Annotated in this window: 20 protein-coding genes and 2 tRNA genes; 9 read left to right on the top strand and 13 right to left on the bottom strand. The window is 73.1% G+C overall.

Going from position 1 to position 19,349, the window contains the following annotated elements; translation table 11 throughout:
- Window positions 1-81: 81 nt before the first annotated feature.
- The 5 genes from F1544_RS26170 to F1544_RS05910 all read right to left on the bottom strand — a co-directional run bounded on the left by F1544_RS26170 (window position 82) and on the right by F1544_RS05910 (window position 5,383).
- On the bottom strand, window positions 82-1,704 hold the full coding sequence (locus tag F1544_RS26170; RefSeq protein ID WP_167583217.1) for a GGDEF domain-containing protein: 1,623 nt from the start codon (window positions 1,702-1,704) through the stop codon (window positions 82-84).
- A 155-nt stretch (window positions 1,705-1,859) separates the two neighbouring features.
- Window positions 1,860-3,122, bottom strand: coding sequence for an FAD-dependent oxidoreductase (locus F1544_RS05925; protein ID WP_167583215.1), 1,263 nt, complete (start codon window positions 3,120-3,122; stop codon window positions 1,860-1,862).
- A gap of 1 nt (window position 3,123) precedes the next feature.
- Window positions 3,124-3,855, bottom strand: a complete 732-nt coding sequence (locus F1544_RS05920) for a class I SAM-dependent methyltransferase (RefSeq protein ID WP_167583213.1) — start codon at window positions 3,853-3,855, stop codon at window positions 3,124-3,126.
- Entirely contained in the window at window positions 3,852-5,060 is a 1,209-nt protein-coding gene (locus F1544_RS05915) for a type III polyketide synthase (protein WP_167583211.1), read from the bottom strand. The genes F1544_RS05920 and F1544_RS05915 overlap by 4 nt, the downstream gene beginning before the upstream one ends.
- A gap of 139 nt (window positions 5,061-5,199) precedes the next feature.
- Window positions 5,200-5,383, bottom strand: a tRNA-Cys gene (locus tag F1544_RS05910).
- A 124-nt stretch (window positions 5,384-5,507) separates the two neighbouring features.
- On the opposite strand from F1544_RS05910, the gene F1544_RS05905 reads away from it, so the two are divergent.
- Window positions 5,508-7,124 carry an SIR2 family protein gene (locus F1544_RS05905; protein WP_167583209.1) on the top strand — a complete coding sequence of 539 codons (1,617 nt, stop codon included), beginning with the start codon at window positions 5,508-5,510 and terminating at the stop codon, window positions 7,122-7,124.
- A 339-nt stretch (window positions 7,125-7,463) separates the two neighbouring features.
- Here the strand turns inward: F1544_RS05905 and F1544_RS05900 are convergent, their stop codons facing one another.
- The 4 genes from F1544_RS05900 to F1544_RS05885 form a co-directional block, all read right to left on the bottom strand.
- The gene (locus F1544_RS05900; RefSeq protein WP_167583207.1) at window positions 7,464-7,715 is read right to left on the bottom strand and encodes a Txe/YoeB family addiction module toxin; all 252 of its coding nucleotides are present in this window, start codon (window positions 7,713-7,715) and stop codon (window positions 7,464-7,466) included.
- Window positions 7,712-7,984: a type II toxin-antitoxin system Phd/YefM family antitoxin gene (locus F1544_RS05895; RefSeq protein ID WP_167583205.1), complete on the bottom strand. Its 273-nt coding sequence runs from the start codon at window positions 7,982-7,984 to the stop codon at window positions 7,712-7,714. Before F1544_RS05895 ends, F1544_RS05900 begins: the two co-directional genes overlap by 4 nt.
- Before the next feature lie 157 nt (window positions 7,985-8,141).
- Window positions 8,142-8,218 (bottom strand) — tRNA-Pro (locus tag F1544_RS05890).
- Between the two features lie 79 nt (window positions 8,219-8,297).
- A complete protein-coding gene (locus F1544_RS05885) occupies window positions 8,298-9,218 on the bottom strand; it encodes a metallophosphoesterase (protein ID WP_308469897.1) in 921 nt (306 codons plus the stop codon).
- A 55-nt stretch (window positions 9,219-9,273) separates the two neighbouring features.
- Between F1544_RS05885 and F1544_RS05880 the strand changes: the two genes are divergently transcribed.
- The gene (locus tag F1544_RS05880) at window positions 9,274-9,744 is read left to right on the top strand and encodes a GatB/YqeY domain-containing protein (protein ID WP_167583201.1); all 471 of its coding nucleotides are present in this window, start codon (window positions 9,274-9,276) and stop codon (window positions 9,742-9,744) included.
- 31 nt (window positions 9,745-9,775) lie between these two features.
- On the opposite strand, the gene F1544_RS05875 is transcribed toward F1544_RS05880, so the two are convergent.
- A complete protein-coding gene (locus F1544_RS05875; protein ID WP_167583199.1) occupies window positions 9,776-10,492 on the bottom strand; it encodes a GOLPH3/VPS74 family protein in 717 nt (238 codons plus the stop codon).
- On the bottom strand, window positions 10,489-12,972 hold the full coding sequence (locus F1544_RS05870) for a penicillin-binding protein (RefSeq protein WP_167583197.1): 2,484 nt from the start codon (window positions 12,970-12,972) through the stop codon (window positions 10,489-10,491). The genes F1544_RS05875 and F1544_RS05870 overlap by 4 nt, the downstream gene beginning before the upstream one ends.
- 321 nt (window positions 12,973-13,293) lie before the next feature.
- On the opposite strand from F1544_RS05870, the gene F1544_RS05865 reads away from it, so the two are divergent.
- Genes F1544_RS05865 through F1544_RS05850 form a run of 4 tightly spaced genes read left to right on the top strand, consistent with a single transcriptional unit; the run spans window position 13,294 to window position 15,103 of the window.
- Window positions 13,294-13,650 carry a WhiB family transcriptional regulator gene (locus F1544_RS05865; protein WP_280114576.1) on the top strand — a complete coding sequence of 119 codons (357 nt, stop codon included), beginning with the start codon at window positions 13,294-13,296 and terminating at the stop codon, window positions 13,648-13,650.
- A gap of 54 nt (window positions 13,651-13,704) precedes the next feature.
- Window positions 13,705-13,860 carry a Sp36 family protein gene (gene sp36 / locus F1544_RS05860; protein WP_167583195.1) on the top strand — a complete coding sequence of 52 codons (156 nt, stop codon included), beginning with the start codon at window positions 13,705-13,707 and terminating at the stop codon, window positions 13,858-13,860.
- The gene (locus F1544_RS05855; RefSeq protein WP_167583193.1) at window positions 13,857-14,324 is read left to right on the top strand and encodes a RidA family protein; all 468 of its coding nucleotides are present in this window, start codon (window positions 13,857-13,859) and stop codon (window positions 14,322-14,324) included. The genes sp36 and F1544_RS05855 overlap by 4 nt, the downstream gene beginning before the upstream one ends.
- Before the next feature lie 5 nt (window positions 14,325-14,329).
- Window positions 14,330-15,103, top strand: a complete 774-nt coding sequence (locus F1544_RS05850; protein WP_308469896.1) for an MBL fold metallo-hydrolase — start codon at window positions 14,330-14,332, stop codon at window positions 15,101-15,103.
- Between the two features lie 28 nt (window positions 15,104-15,131).
- Here F1544_RS05850 and F1544_RS05845 read toward each other — a convergent pair whose 3' ends face one another.
- Both F1544_RS05845 and F1544_RS05840 read right to left on the bottom strand, forming a co-directional pair.
- The gene (locus F1544_RS05845; RefSeq protein ID WP_167583274.1) at window positions 15,132-15,806 is read right to left on the bottom strand and encodes a Crp/Fnr family transcriptional regulator; all 675 of its coding nucleotides are present in this window, start codon (window positions 15,804-15,806) and stop codon (window positions 15,132-15,134) included.
- A 181-nt stretch (window positions 15,807-15,987) separates the two neighbouring features.
- On the bottom strand, window positions 15,988-16,593 hold the full coding sequence (locus tag F1544_RS05840; RefSeq protein ID WP_167582995.1) for a hypothetical protein: 606 nt from the start codon (window positions 16,591-16,593) through the stop codon (window positions 15,988-15,990).
- A gap of 66 nt (window positions 16,594-16,659) precedes the next feature.
- Between F1544_RS05840 and nth the strand changes: the two genes are divergently transcribed.
- From nth to F1544_RS05825, 3 genes are read left to right on the top strand one after another with little or no spacing between them, the layout of a single operon-like run.
- A complete protein-coding gene (nth, locus tag F1544_RS05835; protein ID WP_308469895.1) occupies window positions 16,660-17,391 on the top strand; it encodes an endonuclease III in 732 nt (243 codons plus the stop codon).
- Complete coding sequence (locus F1544_RS05830) at window positions 17,388-18,062, top strand: NUDIX hydrolase (RefSeq protein ID WP_308469894.1); 675 nt, start codon at window positions 17,388-17,390, stop codon at window positions 18,060-18,062. The genes nth and F1544_RS05830 overlap by 4 nt, the downstream gene beginning before the upstream one ends.
- Complete coding sequence (locus F1544_RS05825) at window positions 18,059-19,267, top strand: MarP family serine protease (protein ID WP_167583191.1); 1,209 nt, start codon at window positions 18,059-18,061, stop codon at window positions 19,265-19,267. Before F1544_RS05830 ends, F1544_RS05825 begins: the two co-directional genes overlap by 4 nt.
- Window positions 19,268-19,349 lie beyond the last annotated feature (82 nt).

Raw genomic sequence — 19,349 nt, 5'->3', positions numbered from 1 at the left:
TCCGCCGGGCACCTCTGCGGCGCCGCCACCTCGCGCTCAGCGGGGCGGACGGCAGCGTACGGGCTCCACGTCGGTGCCCGGTCAGCGTGCAGCGACCACCTGGTTGCGGCCGGCGGCCTTCGCCGCGTAGAGCGCCCGGTCGGCGACGGCGATCAGCGCGTCCGCGTCGGTGCCGTGCCCCGGCGAGGTGGCCACCCCGGCGGAGAAGGTCACCGAGATCGACACGTCTCCGCGCAGCGACGCCGCCAGCACGGGCAGGTCGACGACGGCCTCTTCGCACCGGCGGCGCAGCTCCTCGGCCCGCTGCACCGCGTCCGCCCGCGAGGTCGCGGGCAGGACGAGGACGAACTCCTCCCCGCCGTAGCGGGCGAGGGTGTCCCCGGCGCGGCAGCTGTCCCGCAGCTGGTCGGCGACCGCGCGCAGGACCGCGTCCCCGCCCTGGTGGCCGTGGGTGTCGTTGACCAGCTTGAAGTGGTCGACGTCGATGAGGACGACGCTCAACGGCTCGCCCGTGACCTGCGCGCTCTCGACGGCCTCGCCGAGCGCCTGCAGGAGGTGGCGGCGGTTGTGCAGGCCGGTGGGGGCGTCGCGCACGGCCTCCTCGGCCAGGCGCTGCTGGAGGGTCCGCGTGAGGGCCAGCTGTTCACTGAGGCGCTCGTTGGCCTGCTGCGCCAGCTCGCGCTGCTCGATCAGCTCGCTGACGTCGCGCAGGACCACCACCTGCCCCAGCGCGCGGCCGCGGGTGTCGCGGAGGGCGCTGACGCGGGCGTCGACGTGCACCCCGGCCGTCAGCTCCAGGCGTTCGCGCAGCGCCGCCCCGGCCAGCAGTTCGCTCAGCTGGGGCGGGAGGACCTGCGCCGCCGGGAACCCGATCACGTCGCCGGCCCGGCCGGAAGCGCTGCGCGCCAGCAGGGCCACCGCGGCCGGGTTGACGTCGATGACCCGGCCGTCGACGTCGAGCACCACGACGGCGTCCTCGATGCCGTCCACGACCTGGGCGCGCGCCACCGGCACCAGCCGCAGCAGCCCGAACCGGAAGATCGCCCGCGCGGCCACCAGTCCGGCGAGGGCCAGGAAGAGAGGTGTGTAGTCCACGGGGTGCTCGCCGCGCGCCGTGGTGAGGACGACGGTGTTGCCCAGCACCGGGACGCAGCAGGCGATCAGCAGGTGGCTCAGCTGGTGGCGGAACACGGACGCCGCGCCCCACCAGGCGACGACGAGGCGGAGCACCACCCAGGCCAGCACCAGGTAGCAGTACGCGAGGTGGACGTGGAACAACGGCCCGACCTGGGCCAGGAGCTCCTCCCCGTCGGCGGACGCACGGACGCTGGTGAAGAACAGGTGGTGGCGGTCGTCAGTGAAGAGCAGCCCCAGCAGCACGAGGGGCGGGGCCAGCAGGCGCAGGGCGACCGTGAGGCGCAGGTGCCAGTTCCGGTCGGTCACCGCCCGGCTCAGGCACCACAGGCCGGTCAGGGTCAGGTAGATCCCGACGAAGCTGACGACCGCGGTGTCCTGCTGCAGGACGAACGGCACGGGCAGGTGCGCGAAGATCCCTGTCGCGGACCACAGCGCGACCCCGGCCATCGCCGCGGCCAGGGCCTTCGCCGCGGTGTTCTGCGCGCGCCGGCGCCACGCGAGCACGGCCGTCAGCGCGCAGGCCACGACGGACGAGGCGAACGCCGCGACGAGGAGCGACGTCGTCACCCCACCGCACCCCCGCTCCGCCCGACCGCCTGGACCGCGGCCTGGTGAGGGTGTCGGCCTCCGGCGCACTCAGCTGAAGCTCTCGGCGGCACGATCTCCGTCGCCTCGGGCCGCCGAGACAGCGTCGGTGCGGGGCCGAGACGGCGCGGACGGGATCAGCGACCGCGACCGGTCGCCGGCACCGCAGGGCCGAGGGTGCGGCCGTGCGCCTGAACGCCCCCGGGCTGCTGCGCCGCACCGGCCCAGCGCATCGAGAAGGCCCCCGCCAGCCCGTGCCGCGCGGGCGTCGCCAGCACGGCCCGCAGAAGACCGTCGCGCGCTCCGCACACCACCGCCGGCACCGGCCGGCCGAGGCGCGTGTTGACCCCCGCCTGCCACGCCGCCCGGCGCGCCGCGGAGAGCCGCCGTCGCTGGAAGGCCCTCAGCCCGGGCACGTCGGCCAGGTCGTGGCCGCCGCCGCCGCGCAGCTCCCGCACGAGCAGCGGGACCAGCTCGCGCGCGTCCAGCCAGCCCAGCGTCATGCCCTGGCCGCCGATGGGGCTGATCTCGTGCGCGGCGTCCCCGAGGACGACCCGGCGCCCGGCGACCGTGCGCTCGGCGAGCCGGCAGCGGACGGCGAAGGCGCTGACCATCGAGGTGGAGCCGACGTCGAGCACCGCGCCGGTGCGCCGCGCGACGATCTCGGCCAGCCGCTGCGCCAGCTCCTGCCCGGGTGACTGCTCCGGCGACCGCCCGGTGTGGACGACCCAGCGGCGCACCCCGCCGGGCAGGGGGAACGACTCCACGACGCCCTCGGGTTCGAGGTGGATCGCCGCGGTCCCGGGGTCGCCGGTCGCATCGGTGACGTCGCCCATGAGGTAGGTGTCCGGGTACGTCCGCACCCGTCCGGTGGTGCCGGCCGGCTCGCCGGTGTCCGCGTGCGCGCCGCCGGCTGCGACGACGACCCGCGCGGTCCAGGTCTCCTCGGCCCCGGCCGGCGCGGTGTCCCGCACCAGGACGCGCACCGGCCCGGGACCGGTGTCGTGCACCTCGAGCACCTCCCGGCCCCGCCGCAGCGCGCCGGGGGCGAGCTCGGCGAGGCGCCGCTCGAGGACCGCCTCGGTGCGCTGCTGCGGCAGCGTCAGCACGAAGGGGTTCTGCGGCCAGGCCCGCTCGAAGGTCAGGGAGCCGAGCAGGCGGCCCCGGCTGCGCGCCTCGCCGGTGTGCACCCGCGCACCGGCCGCCACCACCTCCTCGCGCACGTCCAGCTCGTCGAGCGTCTCGAGCGCGGGCGGGTGCAACCCGATGGCCCGCGAGTGGCTGCTGGGCTCGGCCCGGCGCTCCAGGACGGCGACGTCGACGCCGTGGCGGGCCAGCAGCGCACCGAGGTAGAGCCCCGTGGGCCCGCCGCCGACGACGAGCACCTCGCAGGACGGCACGTCAGCGCGTCCCGTCGTCGAGAAGACTGTCGTCGGGGAGACCGTCGTCGAGCAGGAGGTTGCGGGCCGGCCACGGCTGCGCGACGCGCCAGCCCGGTCCGGCCGCGGCCGCCAGCTCGGCGGGGGTGTAGCTGCGCCGGATCGAGGTCAGCCCGTCCTCGCGGATGAACGACTCGGACGCCAGCGGACGCGTTCCCACCGAGAACAGCCGGTAGGCCCACGCGCCGCGGGCGATGTCGCTGTGCGCGACGCGCACCCGGGCCAGAGCGCGGGAGTCGTGGAGCAGCGTGTCCAGCTCGTGCTGGTCGAGGTGGTGCAGGACGTGGTTGGAGACGACGACGTCGAAGGGACGGCCCTCGGCGACGAGGTCGCTGCTGTGCGCGCACCGGAAGGACACGCCCGGCACCGGCGGCTGCCGCGCCGCCCAGGCGTGCGCACGCGGGTCGGGGTCGATGCCGGTGACCTGTGCGCGGCGACCGTCGCGCTGCGCCCACCGGGCCAGCGCCCGGGCCAGGTCCCCGCCGCCGCAGCCGACGTCGAGGATCGTCGCGGTGCGGTCCGCGTGCAGCAGCGGCCGCACGTACCGGCGGTAGGTGAGCTGCCAGCCGGCGACGACCGCGTTCACGGCGCGGAACTGCGCGTAGGTGCGTTCCAGCGCCAGCAGGTCGCAGTCCGGGTCGTCCATGAGCTCGACGGCCGTGCGGTCGCGCGTCGTGAGGTCGGGCACCCTCACCGGGCGCCCAGCAGCGCGGTCCGCGACCTCGCCGCCAGCACCGTCTCGTCGCCGCTCGCGAGCACCGCGGCGCTGTCGGCGACCGGGACTCCGACCCGGGTGAACAGCCCCGACTCCACGGTCAGGCCGGGCCCGAACGCCATGGCGCAGACCCGCTCCCCCGTTGCGGAGCGCGCCAGGACGTCGCGCAGGACGAACAGGACGGTGGCGCTGCTCATGTTGCCGAAGTCGCGCAGCACCTCCCGCGAGGGGCGCATCTGCTCGGCCGACAGCCCCAGCGTCGTCTCGACCTTGTCGAGGATGCTGCGCCCGCCGGGGTGGACGGCCCAGTGCTCGACGTCGCGGTGGGCGGCGTCGCGCAGCGCGGCGTCGCGGCCCAGCAGCGGGGCCAGGGCGGACTCGACGTGCTCGTCGATGATGTGCGGGACGTAGGAGCCGAGGACCATCTCGAAGCCGTTGTCGCCGATGCTCCAGGCCATCGCGTCCTCGCCCACCGGGGTCAGGACGCTGGCGAAGTCGTCCAGCTGCAGCGCCGGCGCGTCCCCGAGGTCGCGGCCGGTGACCACTGCGGCGGCCGCGCCGTCGGCGAACAGCGAGGCCCCCACGACGGTGTCCTGGTCGTCGCGCACGCGCACGTGCAGCGAGCACAGCTCGGCGGCGGCCACGAGGACGACGGCGTCGGGGTCGGCGCGGCAGATCGCGGTGGCCTGCCGCAGCGCGGGGAAGGCGGCGTAGCAGCCCATGAAGCCGACGTGGGTGCGCTGCACGGACGGCGACAGGCCGAGGGCGCGCACGATCCGGTAGTCCGGCCCGGGCGAGTAGAAGCCCGTGCAGGAGGCGGTGACGACGTGGGTGACGTCCCCGGCGCCGAGCTCCGCGCACCCGGCGAGGGCGGCGCCCGCCGCGCGGACGAACAGCTCGTCGGCCTCCCGGGCGTAGACGGCGTTGCGCACCCCGGTGGCCGGGTCGAGCAGCAGGCCGGTGGCGGGGTCGAAGAAGGCCGTTGGCCCGGTGGAGGCCCCGGGGGCGAGCTCCGCGAGCACGGTGTGGCGACGTTCGATCCCCGAGGCGTTGAAGGCCGCGGCCGCCAGCCGCGCCCCGAGCCGGCCCAGGCCGGGCTGGGCGACGAAGAGGTCGCGCAGCTGGTCCTGGACGAGGACGGTGGGTGGGACGGCGATCTCGATCGACCGCAGGGTGACTGCCATGGGCTCATCAGACGTCAGCCTCGCCCGGTCCACAACGCGAGCGCCGACGGGCACCCCGGCTCGCAGCACCGCGGGGCCCGCACACGGCAAAGGCCCGGCCCCGCTCTCGCGGTTCCGGGCCTTTGACCTGCTCATCTGCTGGTCGGGGTGACAGGATTTGAACCTGCGGCCGCTTCGTCCCGAACTTTGCAGGAGCAAGACGGCACTTCCGTGTTCCCTGCTGTTACCTCCGACGACGCTTTTATCGGTTCTCGCTCATCCAAGCTGAGTGTCACTCACATAGACACGCACCCGACAGCCCCAACTGGACCTCCCACACCCCGACACATGGCGGTGGGAGTGCGTCATGCCGAGCCATCGGCTGGACACCAACACCTGCTTTTCAGGACACCCAGCGCAACTCTCCGCGGTCACGTACAGTGTCGACACTGTTACCGAGGGGGAGCTGTGGACATTCCAGATGATTTGATTGCCGCGATCGCAGAGCGGCGGGTTATTCCATTTGTGGGTGCGGGATTTTCCGCGTCAGTCGGATTACCTGATTGGAGTCAACTACTCCGGAAACTGGCCGAGCAGACTGAGGGTTCAGTATCTTTCGACGAACTGAACGAACTCACAAATGGCGATAACTTGCAAATGGCTGAATACTTGTACTTAAAGTCCGACAAAAGGATCGGCCCTCTACGTCACGTTATTGAGCGCGGCCTGCCAGCTGAAGCTGACCCCATTGCATCTTCGGCGCATGTCGAACTTGCAAACCTCGGTGCACCACAGATATATACCACCAATTACGACGATCTAATCGAATCCACCTACAGACGCCTTAGTCTCCCAGTAAATGTAGTCGCTCTTGGTCGAGACGTCGCCGCGGCCGGGCAACAAGCCACTCAGGTTGTCAAATATCACGGCGATCTTCGTCACGAAGAGACCCTCGTGTTGACTGAGTCTTCGTACTTCAGAAGGCTCGATTTTGAGTCGGCAATGGACGTGAAGTTCCGCGCCGACCTTCTTGGGCGGTCAGTTCTATTCATGGGGTACAGTTTCCGTGATATCAATATTCGCATCATCTGGTTCAAGTTGAATCAAATGATGACCGATATCCCACAGGCCGACCGACGCCAATCTTATATTGTGCGTCTTGAATCAAATCCCGTACTGGAAGAGCTATACGAGGCGGTCGGGCTTAAAACTCTCGTATTAGATCCTGATGATGCTGCCCGCTTGTCCGACCCATATAGTCGCGCGTTACGAAGAAGTTCACCGCGAATCCGGACTCTTGGCGCCTTCTTAGGTCAACTTGCGACACGGGCAAGCAAGGAGTTTCAAACTATTCCGGGGAGCCTCAATCAGCTTTTCGTGAGCCCGCAGCTCATCGAGCAGGGCGAGGCAACATGCGACGCCTTCGAGGGACGAGATCGAGTCGACTACTTCGGGGCACACTGGCGCCCACTCGCGATGATTTACGAAAGGGTCATCCCTGAGCAGCTCGAAAAAAGAGTCAAGGCCTTGGCGCCCAGAGCTCTCAGGCTTCCCGGCCTCCCTTGGGAACTCGTCCTAAAGCTCATATTGACGGTACAAGCGAGTGGGCCATCGACAGAGTTGACTTCCGTTGTCATCCGACGGCTACTCAACATACACGACCTGCCTCAAGCCAACTTTAACCAACTCAGACGAGAGCTCGCTTCCTGTCAGGACCTCGATTGGGAGGCTGTTTGGTCAGGCGTCGTTGAGAAAGAAGAACATGACGCTATCTTGACCAAGTTTGCGTCGGAGATAGGATTCAACGAGTCGGGACATGCGGACGACGACATCGCTTACGCCGCCGAATTGGCTAATCGCCTAGCAAACAGGCAGCTCATGGCGACGATTGATGAGGCGGTCGTTGAGCGCGCCCAGTTGTTGCTGAGCCGCGCAGGGGAGATGTACCCGTCGATACTCAACCTGTCATCTTCGAAAGAAGCCCCTTCACTGGACATGATCAAGGTTGAGATCGAAGAAAGAAGGGCCACACTGCCGGACCCGACGGATTTTGATTTCGAAGCCTTCGACCCAACCGAGGGATAGGTAGGCGACGAGATCGCTGCGCCTTGAAATCACGCCTCCCCTACGCCGCGCTGCGCAAATACGCACTAGCAGGTCAACTATGGCCAGCTTGCCCGCGCATTAGTGCAGAGCAGTCGGGATCTAGGGGCGGGAGCCCGTGGTACCACCGAACTTGCCTGAGTTGCCTTCTGCAGTGACGGGTACTGGCAACGGCTGCGCGCGGTGCGCGGCCGCAGGCCGCGCGGAGGGCGGGTGAAGCGAACCGCGGACCAGTGGCTCGCGGGCGTAGCTTGCCCGCCTTGACAGCGTAAAAAGGGTCCTCACAGCACCGCACGGACCCTAGGTCGGGCCTGCGGGCCGTTAGTAGTAGCAGCGGGCCTGATGGACGACCACGGCGCCGTCAACGACCTCGTACACAAGGCGGTGCTCATCAGTGATTCGTCGTGACAACAACCCAGCCAGATCACCAGACAGTCGCTCGGGCTTGCCAATGCCTTGGCCAGCGTCGCGCCACGCCTCCTCGATCATGCGGTTGATCTTCTGCAGCGTCTTGCGGTCGGCGTTCCAACTGCAGTAGTCCTCCCAGCCATGGGAGGTACATGCGACCTTCACGCCTCAGCGGGTGGGGCGGCCCCAGGCTCGACGAGGTCGCGCGGCTGCGCTCCCCCGCTGCGGGCCTCAGCGAGGCTCTCGCGCAGACGCTCCGCGTTGCGCGGGGAGCGCAGCAGGTAGACGGTCTCGCGCAGGGACAGGTACTCATCCTCGGAAACGAGGTAGGCCGTCCCCTTCTTCGAGGTGATCTCCACGGCAGCCTGGTCGTCGTTGACCTGCTCGATGAGCGGGAACAGGCGGGCGCGGGCTTCGGTGACGGTGATGGCCATGACCCCTCCATCGGTACAGTGGTACTAAAACATGTACAACTGTACGCGTTGCGCCCAGCTCAGCGGCGCATCTTGTGACGGTCACGCGGTTGGTCACGCACACGAGGGAGGCCCGGCCCCGCTGACGCGGTTCCGGGCCTCTGACCTGCGGTCTTGCTGGTCGGGGTGACAGGATTTGAACCTGCGGCCTCTTCGTCCCGAACGAAGCGCGCTACCAAGCTGCGCCACACCCCGTGGCTGAGCCAAGGGTAGCCGACGTGGGGGGGTGCCCCGCACCAGGCTTCCGGCGGCCCCTCCGATCGGCCCACGCGGGTCAGCGGCGCGGGACCAGCTCCAGCAGCGTCGCCTCGGGGTGGCAGGCGAAGCGCAGGGGCGCGTAGGGCGAGGTGCCGAGGCCCGCGGAGACGTGCAACCAGGCGTCGCCGGCCTCGGCGTGCCAGCGGGTCAGGCCCTTGACGTGCTCGCGGGGCAGGTCGCAGTTGGTGACCAGGGCGCCGTAGCCCGGGACGCAGAGCTGGCCGCCGTGGGTGTGGCCGGCGATGACGAGGTCGGCGCCGTCGGCGACCATCGCGTCCAGCGTCCGCCGGTACGGCGCGTGGGCGACGCCGATGCGCAGGTCGGCGGAGGGGACGAACTCCTTCGCGGGGAAGCGGTCGTAGCGCAGGTGCGGGTCGTCGACACCGACGAAGTCGATGGTCGTGCCGGCCACCTCCAGGCGCCCGCGGGCGTTGTCGAGGTCGAGCCAGCCCGCACCCTCGAAGCCGTCCACGAGGTCCTGCGTGGGCAGGCGGTCGACGCCCGTGACCTTCGCCGGGCCCTGCCGCTCCACGAGGTAGCGCGACCAGTTCTTCGGCTTCGGGGCGAAGTAGTCGTTGGAGCCCAGGACGAAGACGCCGGGGCGCTGCAGCAGCCCGCCGAAGACGTCCAGCGTCGCGGGGACGGCGTCCTGGTGGGCAAGGTTGTCACCCGTGTTGACCACCAGGTCCGGCTGCAGGTCGGCCAGGGAGCGCACGAAGGCCTCCTTGGCCCGCTGGCCCGGCACCAGGTGCAGGTCGGAGACGTGCAGCACCCGGACGGGAGCGGCGTCGGGCGCCAGGACGGGGACGATCGCGTGGCGCAGCCGGAAGGCCCGCACCTCGTACCCGGCGGCGTAGCCGACCCCCGCGACGCCCGCGGCGGCCACCACCCCCGCGGCGGTCAGCAGCGGTCGCAGAGGGCTGGTTCGGCGCGGCACCGGGTCATCCTGGCAGGGCGGCAACCCGGTCGACACCGGTGGGAAGATCGACCCCATGAGCGACACGACCTTGAAGGACTCCCTGCAGAGCGACCTGACGACCGCCATCAAGGGCCGGGACGAGCTGACCTCGGCGACGATCCGCATGGTGCTCACGGCCGTGAAGTCCGAGGAGGTCGCCGGGAAGACCGCCCGCACCCTCTCCGACGAGGAGGTCCTCACCGTCCTGCAGCGCGAGGCCAAGAAGCGCCGCGAGGCGGCCGAGGCCTTCGGCGGCGCCGGCCGCGCCGAGTCCGCCGCCCGCGAGAACGCCGAGCTCGGCGTCATCGAGCGCTACCTGCCGACGCCGCTGACGGAGGAGGAGCTCACCGCGCTCGTCGAGGACGCCGTGCTCGTCGCCACCGGGGAGGGCCTCACCGGCATGGGCGCCATGGGCGGGGTCATGAACTACCTCAAGCCCAAGGTGGCCGGCCGCGCCGACGGCAAGCGGCTCTCCGCGGCCGTGCGGGCCCGCCTGCAGGCCTGAGCCCGCACAGCGCGGGTCGCCGCGGGCTGCGTCAGCTCGCGGCGGCCCCGCCGGCCGCTGCGGCGGCGACGGCCGCCGAGGAGGCCGCCTGAGCGGCACGGACGGCCGCCAGGACCGCGGCCCCGGCCCACTCCCCCTCCGACAGCTCCTTCGCGCGGGCGCGCAGCTCCCGGCCCGGCAGACCCGTGTCCGGCACGGCCTTGCCCACGACCCGCAGGCCGTGCAGGAGCGAGATCAGCGCGACGGAGCGCTGCGGCAGCGAGGCCACGTCCCCGGCCCGCAGCGCGGCGCGCAGCTGCGCGACGAGGGGGTCGTGCGCCTCGGCCCGCGGATCGTGGCGCGAGAAGCGGAGGAAGCCGCCGGGCGTCAGGGCCGCGTCACCCGCGTCGACGAGCCGCTGCTTCACGGTCCGGACCACCGACGCGCGGGCGAGGCGCTGGACCGCGGAGCGCGCCAGGACGCCCGGCCGCCCCCGCAGGACCTCCACGGCGTCGTCCAGCAGGGGGTCGCCGAGCGCAGGGCCGTCGAGCACGGTCAGGCGGTCACCGCGCCAGCGGCCTTCGTGGCGCACCTCGATGCGCCCGGCCAGGGCGAGCTCCAGCAGCACGGCCCCCGCGAGGCCGGGAGCCAGCCGCTGCCCGTCCACGACCGGTCGCCCGGTCTGGGGCGACAGCAGGACCAGCAGCAGGTCGTCGGCGAGGCGCCGCGGGGAGGCCGGTCCGGCCGGGACCTGGCCCCCGCCGGTCACTGGGTCGCCGGCGCGGGCGACGCGTTCGCGTCGCCCCCCTCGGGGGCGGGGGCGGGCGGCGGGGCCTGGCTCGGCGCGGGCTCCGCCGGCGGCGCCTGGCTCGGCGGGGCCTCGGAGCTGGGCGGCGGCGCGACCGCCGGTGCGCCGGAGCTGCGGGTGATGGTGATCGTCGACCCGGCGGCCGCGGCCCGGGCGCTCTGCGAGGCGATGAGCCCCGCGGCCACGCTCTTCGAGGACACCCGGCCCGACGCCACCTTCACGCTGAACCCGGCCGCCTCCAGCGCCGCCTTCGCGGAGCTGACGCTGCGGCCCACGACGCTCGGCACCTTGATGCGCCCGTCGACCGTCGTGGTCGTCAGCCCGGCGGAGGACCCGGGGGTGAAGCCCACGACCGGCAGGTTGAGGACGTTCGACGCCGCTCCGACGGTGTTCGCCCAGATCGGCCCGGCGATCGTCGCGCCGAAGACGGTGCCCGTCCGGCGGCCGTTGATGCGCTGGCGGTTCAGCGTCGAGACGCCGTCCGCGTGCCCGACCCAGACCGCGGAGGCCAGCTGCGGCGTGTAGGCCGCGAACCACGTGTCGGAGCTCTTGTTGGTCGTCCCCGTCTTGCTCGCGACGGGACGGCTGCCGAGCTTGCCGGTGCGCTTCACGCCGGCCGCGGTGCCGTTGTTCCAGCCACCCTGCAGGGCGGTCGTGACGTTGCGCGCCACGTTGACGTCGAGCGCCTGGTGGCAGTTCGCGGGCGGGATGGCGATGGGCTTCCCGTCGCCGTCCAGGGCCTCGAGGATCGCCGTCGGCGTGCAGAAGTTGCCCTCCGCGGCGAAGGCCGCGTAGGCGCCCGCGATCGACAGCGGCGTCACCAGGTTGGTGCCGAGCGTCATCGAGGGGTTCTGGTCGAGGTCGCGGTTGACCTCACCCGTGAGGAAGTTCTTCGTCGGGGCCGCCTTGAAGACGCCCAGGGACTGCGCGGTGGCCGCGATGTCGCAGATGTCGAGCTGCTTCTCCATCGACACGTAGGCCGTGTTGACGGAGTTGGCCGTGGCCGAGCGCACGCTCATGCTGCCGCTGCTGCTGCTCTCGGCGTTGAAGTAGATGTACGGCTTCGAACCGCGGAGCTTCTGCCCGCACGCCGTGAAGGCGCTGAACGGGTCGTTGCCGCTGCTGGGCGCGGCGACCGTGGAGTCCAGGGACTTCCCGGCCTTGAGCCACGTCGCGAGCGTGAACGCCTTGAACGTCGACCCCTGCTGGAGCCCGCCCGTCCCGTTCATGTCCCTGCTGACGTTGTAGTTCTGCGTCGTCACGCCGGGCTGGTCGTCGTCCGGCGAGAAGGTGGTGTCCTGCGCCATCGCCAGGATGTTGCCCGTCCCGGGCTGCACCACCGACTCCGCACTGCGCACCGGCTGGCCCGGGTTCACGCCGGCGTTCACGGCGTCCTGCGCGATCTGCTGGACGTTGCGGTCCAGCGTCGTCGTGATCGTGAGACCACCGCGCTTGAGCAGCTTCTGCCGGTCCTCCAGCGTCTTGCCGAACGTCGCGTCGGTCTCCACGACCCGCGTGACGTAGTCGCAGAAGTACGCGGCCGACCCGGCGGACAGGCAGCCCTGCCGGCTCAGCTGCGGCACGAGGCCCAGCGGGGTGGCGAGCGCGGCGTCCAGCGTCGGCTGGTCGATCACGTTCAGCTCGCGCATCCGGTTGAGCACGATGTTGCGGCGCGCGATGGCCGCGTCCGGCTTCTTCAGCGGGTTGAACGCCGCGGGGTTCTGGACGAGGCCCGCGAGCATCGCCCCCTCGGGCAGCGTGAGGTCCTTCGCGCTCTTGGAGAAGTACAGCTGCGAGGCGGCCTCGATGCCGTACACGTTGTTGTAGAAGTACGCGATGTTCAGGTAGCCGGCGAGGATGTCGTCCTTCGACATCGTCTTCTCGACCCCGACCGCGAGCTTCATCTCGCGCAGCTTGCGGGCGTAGCCGTCGATCCCGTCGGCGGTCACGGCCTGCTTGGCGGCCTCGCTGTCGCCCTGCTCGACGGCCTGCTCGACGAGGACGTTCTTGACGTACTGCTGGGTCAGCGTCGAGGCGCCCTGGGTGCCGTCGCCGCCGCTGGCGTTGTTCACCAGCGCGCGGCCGATGCCGCGCACGTCGACGGGGCCGTGCTCGTAGAAGCGCGAGTCCTCGATCGCGACGATCGCCTGCTTCATCACGGGCGAGATCTCGTCGATCGAGACGACCGAGCGGTTCTGGTCGTACACCCGCGCCATGACGGTGCCGTCGGAGTACTTGATCGTCGTCGCCTCGGACAGCGAGTCGTCGCCGAGGTCGGACGGGAGCTCGTTGAAGACCTCGACCCCGCTGCGCGTGGCGGCGCCGGAGGCGGCCACCCCCGGCATGGTCAGCCCGGCGGCGAGCACGCCGCCCGCGGCGCTGACGGCGACGAAGGCGCCGAGCAGCCGGACGACAGGGCGGTGCACCGAGCGTTGAGCCATGGGGTCAGGGTAGTCAACGCTGCGGGCCGGTCGGTGTCGCAGGACCCAGGCCTGCGCGGTCCCTCCGCAGGATCGTGACCGGACCGCGACCGGAGGACACGCCCCGTGACGAGGAGCTGAGCGTTCGGGTGGCGGAGTAGTCACCAATGACTATCCAGAGTCCTCACAACAGGCTCTAGGTGTTCCGCAGACCCGACTTTACGCTGCAAGGGGCGCCCTTCACGGGCGTTCGAGGAAGTTCACAGGATGCGCCGAGCCTGGGGGGAACCGGCCGCGGAACACCGCGGCGGTCCAGGACGGCGTTGACGGGAGGGGCCGTCGATGGTCTGGACGTTGGAGTGGGCGAGCCGGGGCGCGTGCAAGTCGAGCTCCGCTGACGAGCTGTTCGTGCAGGGATCTGCGCAGAACCGCGCGAAGGCGATCTGCGGCGGGTGCGTCGTGCGCACCGAGTGCCTCGCGGACGCGCTCGACAGCCGCATCGAGTTCGGCGTCTGGGGCGGGATGACCGAGCGCGAGCGCCGGGCCCTGCTCAAGCGGCGGCCGAACGTGCAGTCCTGGCGCCGGCTGCTGGAGACGGCGCGCGACAACCACCTCGCGACCCTTCCCGGCAGCGTCACCGACGAGTGCCCGGTCGTGGTCGAGGGCCCGCCCGTCGCGGAGCTCACGCAGGCCGTCTGAGCCGCGGCACCGTCGCCGCACGACCTCGCCGCGGCGGCCACTACGGTGGCCGCCATGACGACGTGGGAGTACGCAACGGTGCCGCTGATCGTGCACGCGACGAAGCAGATCCTCGACCAGTGGGGCTCCGACGGCTGGGAGCTCGTGCAGGTCATCACGGGCCCCGACGGCAACGGCCTCGTCGCCTACCTCAAGCGCCCCAAGCCGTGAGCCTGACGGCCCGCCTCGCCGAGCTGGGGATCACGCTGCCCGCGGTCCCGGCGCCGCTGGCGGCCTACGTGCCCGCGGTGCGCTCCGGCGACGTCGTCCACACCTCGGGCCAGCTGCCGTTCGTCGACGGCGCGCTGCCCGCGACGGGCAAGGTCGGCACCGGGCCCGGTCTGGTGGACCCGGCCGAGGCCGCCCGCCTGGCCCGGCAGTCCGCGCTGAACGCCGTGGCCGCCGCCGCGGAGGCCGCGGGCGGGCCGGACCACCTGCTCGGCGTCGTGAAGGTCACGGGGTTCGTGGCCAGCGACCCCTCGTTCACGGGTCAGCCCGCGGTGGTCAACGGGGCCAGCGAGCTGCTGGGGGAGCTGTTCGGCGACGCCGGCCGGCACGCCCGCAGCGCCGTCGGCGTGACCGTGCTGCCGATGGACTCCCCCGTCGAGGTCGAGGTCGTCCTCCGGGTCGGCTGAGCGACGTGGACGGCAGCGGCTGGACGGGCGGCGCGGTCACGGCGCGGGCGACGTGCGTGCTCGCGCCCAACCCCGGCCCCCTGACGCTGGAGGGCACCAACACGTGGGTGCTCGCCGAGCCGGGGGCCCGCTCCGCCGTCGTGGTGGACCCGGGTGAGCTCGACCCCGTCCACCACGGCGCCGTCCTGGCGGAGCTCGCGGGCCGCGGGCTCGTCTGCGCCCTGGTGCTCGTGACCCACCACCACGCCGACCACGCGGGCGGCCTCGACGCCTTCCGGGCCGCGGCGGGCGGGCCGGCGGTGCTGCGGTTCCCCGCGGCCCTCGACGGTCAGGACCTCGACGTCGACGACCTCGCCCTGCGGGTCCTGCGCACGCCCGGCCACACGGCCGACTCCCTGTGCGTCCAGGTGCCCGGCGACCGCGCCGTGCTGACCGGAGACACCCTGCTGGGCCGGGGCAGCACGGTCGTCGGCCACCCCGACGGGGACGTGGGCGCCTACCTCGCCTCCCTGGAGCGCCTGCTGGCGCTGCCCGAGCCCGCCGTGCTGCTGCCCGGTCACGGCCCGGCGCGGACGGACGCGCGCGCGGCGCTGCGCACCCAGCTGGAGCACCGGCGGGACCGGCTCGGGCAGGTGCGCGCTGCCGCGGCGGCCGGGGCGGGCACGCTCGCGCAGGTCGTCGCCGCGGTGCACCCGGGACTCGACGAGCGCCTCGTGCCTGCGGCCGAGCGGTCCGTGCGGGCCCAGCTGCTCCACCTCGGCGTGGACCTGCCGGGCTGACGCCCCGGCGCCGACGGCCGGGAGGGCCTCAGCGGGCCCGGCGGGTGAGCCGGTCGATGTCGTGCAGCACGACCGCGCGCGCCTCCAGGCGCAGCCAGCCGCGCGAGGCGAAGTCCGCGAGCGCCTTGTTCACCGTCTCGCGCGAGGCCCCGACCAGCTGGGCGAGCTCCTCCTGCGTCAGGTCGTGCGCCACGAGGAGACCGTCGGCGATGGGGCGGCCGAAGCGGCGCGAGAGGTCCAGCAGCGCCTTGGCCACGCGGCCGGGGACGTCGGTGAAGACCAGGTCGGCGAGCGCGACGTTGGTGCGGCGCAGGCGCTGCGCGAGCGCGCGCAGCAGGTGCCGGGCGACCTCGGGACGGCGCGTCAGCCACCGCATCATGTCCTCGTGGCCGAGGGCGATGAGCTCGGACTCGGACACCGCGCGCGCCGAGCTGGTGCGGGGGCCCGGGTCGAACAGGGACAGCTCGCCGAACATCTCGCCCGGGCCCAGGACGGCGAGGAGGTTCTCCCGGCCGTCGGGCCAGCTGCGGACGAGCTTGATCTTGCCGGTGCGGATGACGTAGACGCGGTCGCCCGCCTCGCCCTCGCCGAACAGCTGCTCGCCGCGCTCGAGGTGCACGGGTTCCATCGACTCCAGCAGCTCCGCGGAGGCCTCGTCGTCGAGGGCCGCGAAGAGCGGGGCGCGCCGGACGACGTCGCCCAGACGATCGGGGTCGAACCCCGCCGGCACTCCCGTGCCGTCGATCTGCCCGTGCTCCACCCGTCGAACCTCCTCGTACGCCGCCACGCTGCTCGAGCGGCCCGGTCCCGGTCGCCGGGCTCCAGTGTGCCGCACGGATGATCCGGTAGCCCGGTGGTCGTGTCCAGTCGAAGCGGCCCGGTGCTCAGCCGCGGGCACCGGCCAGGAGGCCCCGCCGCTCGGCCAGGACCTGCACCGCGAAGGCGTGCTCGTCCGCGACCGCGGCGGCGTAGGCCGCGAGGCGGGCGGTGGCGTCCTGCAGCTCGGCCAGGCGGGAGGGCCCGTCGGCGGACGCCGCCCCGGGCAGCACGAGCGTGCGCAGGACGTGCCCCGGTGCCGAGGGGGCGGCCTCGTCGCCGGCGACCGCGCCGAGGTGCCGCTCGAGGGGGCCGTCCTGGGCGGCGGCCTCCAGCGGGACGGCCAGCTCGTCCGGCGCCACGGTGCCGGCGACCACGAGGTCGCGGCGGGCGCGCAGCAGCCGCTGCCAGTACCGGACGCGGCGCAGCTCCGCCTCCAGCAGGTCGTGGCGGCGGCGCAGCGCCGGCAGCGGCAGCTCGTGGAGCTCGAGGAGGACGGGCGAGGGCAGCTCCCGGTCGCCCCGGGCACCCGCCGGCTCGTGCACCACCACCCCCGTGCCGCCGGTCCGGGCCACGGGTCCCTCGATCGCCTCCATGCCCAGCGTGTCGTCGCCCGCCGGGGCGCCCTTGACCTGCAGACGTCCCGCGTCACCCTCCCGGGGCAGCGACGTCACCCCAACGCCCGCAGGAGGTCTGCGCGCCCGGCGTCGCTGTCCGCGCCTCCCCGTAGGCTCGGCGCCGTGACAGCCCGCCCCGTCGTCGACGCCGCCGCGGAGACCCCGCTCGCGCGGACCCGCCGGGCGCGCCGCGTGCACCGGCTGCTGGGCGAGCGCTACCCCGACGCCCGCTGCGAGCTGGACTTCACGACCCCCCTGCAGCTGCTCGTCGCCACGGTCCTCTCGGCGCAGTGCACGGACCGGCGCGTCAACCAGGTCACGCCCGCGCTCTTCGCCCGCTACCCCACGGCGGCCGACCTCGCGGGCGCCGACCGCGCCGAGCTGGAGGCGCTGGTCCAGCCGACGGGGTTCTTCCGGACGAAGGCCGAAGCGCTGGTGCGCCTCGCGGCCCGCCTCGTCGAGGAGCACGGCGGCGAGGTCCCGCCGCGGCTGCCCGACCTCGTGGCGCTGCCCGGCGTCGGGCGCAAGACCGCCAACGTGGTGCTGACCGACGCCTTCGGCGTGCCCGGGCTGACGGTCGACACCCACGTCGGCCGGCTCTCCCGGCGCCTCGGCTTCAGCACCCACGACGACCCGGTGAAGGTGGAGCAGGACCTGGCGGAGCTGTTCCCCCGCGAGGACTGGCGGCTGCTGAACCACCGGCTGATCTTCCACGGCCGGCGCATGTGCCACAGCCGCCGCCCGGCCTGCGGGGCGTGCCCGGTCAGCCGGCTGTGCCCCTCGTACGGCACCGGCGAGACCGACCCGGAGCGGGCGGCGGCGCTCGTGCGCGAACCCGCCCCGGTCCCGTCGTGACGGGTTCCCCCGCGCCGCTGCCCGGGTGGCTGCGGCCGCTCGCCGCGGCCCTGCCCGACGTCACGACGGCCGACCTCGGCTGGCGCGAGGACCGGCTGGCGCCGACGGCGACCGCGCGCCCCGCCGCCGTCCTCGTCCTGTTCGCCGACGGCCCCGCCGGGCCCGAGGTCCTGCTCACCGAGCGCGCGGGCACGCTGCGCCAGCACTCCGGGCAGGTGGCCTTCCCCGGCGGCCGCGGCGACCCCGGCGACGCCTCCCCCGCGGCGACGGCGCTGCGCGAGGCGGCCGAGGAGACGGGCCTCGACCCCGCGGGCGTCGACGTGCTCGGGACCCTGCCGGAGCTCCTGCTCGCCCACTCCCGGCACGCGGTGACGCCCGTCGTCGCGTGGTGGCGCGAGCCCTCCGCGGTCGGCGTCGTCGACCCCGCGGAGGTGGCGCGGGTCGAGCGGGTTCCCCTCGCCGAGCTGCTGGCCGACGCCAGTCGCCGCCGCGTGCGGGCCCCGGGCGGCTACAGCGGGCCCGCCTTCGCGGTCCGCGGGCTGCTGGTGTGGGGCTTCACGGCCGAGGTGCTCGTGCGCGTCCTGGCGCTGGGTGGGCTCGACGAGCACGGCGGCCCCGTCGGCCGGACGGTCAGCCTCGACGACGCCCTGGCGTGGGCGGCGCGCACGTGAGCGCGTCCCTGGTGCTGGACGCCCTGCTCGTCCTGCTCCTGCTGGCCCAGCTCGTCGCGGGCTACCGGGAGGGCCTCGTCGTCGGGCTGCTCAGCCTGGTGGGGCTCGTCGGCGGCGCGCTCCTCGGGATCGCGGTGCTGCCCGGGGTCGTCGCCGGCTGGTCGGCGGGCCTGGAGCGCACCCTCGTCGTGGTCGTCGGCACCATCGCCCTGGCCCTGCTGGGCCGACTGCTGCTGGGCGTGGTCGGCCTGTGGGTGCGCCGCCGGGTGGCGTGGCGGCCGGCGCGCGCGGCCGACGCGCTGCTCGGGGCCGTCGCGGGCCTGCTCTCGACCCTGCTCGTGGTCTGGGTCGTCGCGGGGGCGGCCCGCGCCGCGCCGGTGGCGAGCATCGCCTCGGCCGTGACCGGCTCCACGGTCGTCAGCACCCTCGACCGGGTCGTCCCGGCGCAGACCGGCGGCGTGCTGAGCCGCTTCTGGGCGGCCGCGGAGGCCAGCGGCTTCCCCCGCGTCTTCGACGGCGTCGACCCCGAGCCCATCCTCCCCGTCCGCGCCCCGGCCTCGACGGTGCCCGACACGGCCGGGCTGCGCGCCGCGCAGCCGGGGATCGTCAAGGTCACGGGCGTGGCCAGCAGCTGCGACCGCGGCCTGGAGGGCAGCGGCTTCGTCGCCGCGCGCCGCGGCGGGGCGGCCCGGGTCGTCACCAACGCGCACGTCGTCGCGGGCGTCCAGTCGCCCTCGGTGCAGCCGCAGGGCACCGGGCGGCGCTACCCCGCGACCGTCGTCGCCTACGACCCGGCGCTCGACCTGGCGGTGCTCGACGTGCCGGGCCTCGACGCCGACGCGCTGCCCCGGGCGGAGCAGCTGGACGGCGGCGACGCCGCGGTCGTCGCGGGCTTCCCCCTGGACGGGCCGTACACGCTGGCCACCGCGCGGGTGCGCTCGGTGCTGCAGGCGCAGGGCCGCGACATCTACGACCAGGCGACCGTCGTCCGCGACGTCTACTCCGTCTACACGACCGTGGAGCCCGGCAACTCCGGCGGTCCGCTGCTGACGGAGGACGGTGCCGTCGCCGGCGTCGTGTTCGCGCGCTCCCTGGACGACCCCGTGACGGGCTACGCGCTGACGCCCGGCGAGCTGGACGACGTCCTGACGGCCGCGGGCGACAGCACGGCCGCCGTGAGCACGGGGGCCTGCGCGGCCGAGTGACGGCCCGGGGTCCGCTACGCCGGGCACGCGATCAGGTGCTCTGAGTCGCGGGCCGACGACGGCAGGGCCAGGGTCGAACCAC

The organism is Kineococcus rubinsiae, assembly GCF_011839805.1.
GTDB lineage: Bacteria > Actinomycetota > Actinomycetes > Actinomycetales > Kineococcaceae > Kineococcus > Kineococcus rubinsiae.
The sequence above is the reverse complement of the archived record's forward strand: the minus strand, read 5'-3'. Positions and strand labels throughout refer to the sequence as shown.

Coding starts and splice junctions, on each gene's coding strand:
- F1544_RS05915 (WP_167583211.1), bottom strand. CDS start 5,060: ATGGCAGTCACCCTGCGGTCGATCGAGATCGCCGTCCCACCCACCGTC.
- F1544_RS05895 (WP_167583205.1), bottom strand. CDS start 7,984: ATGGCCATCACCGTCACCGAAGCCCGCGCCCGCCTGTTCCCGCTCATC.
- F1544_RS05880 (WP_167583201.1), top strand. CDS start 9,274: ATGAGCGACACGACCTTGAAGGACTCCCTGCAGAGCGACCTGACGACC.
- F1544_RS05870 (WP_167583197.1), bottom strand. CDS start 12,972: ATGGCTCAACGCTCGGTGCACCGCCCTGTCGTCCGGCTGCTCGGCGCC.
- F1544_RS05865 (WP_280114576.1), top strand. CDS start 13,294: ATGGTCTGGACGTTGGAGTGGGCGAGCCGGGGCGCGTGCAAGTCGAGC.
- sp36 (WP_167583195.1), top strand. CDS start 13,705: ATGACGACGTGGGAGTACGCAACGGTGCCGCTGATCGTGCACGCGACG.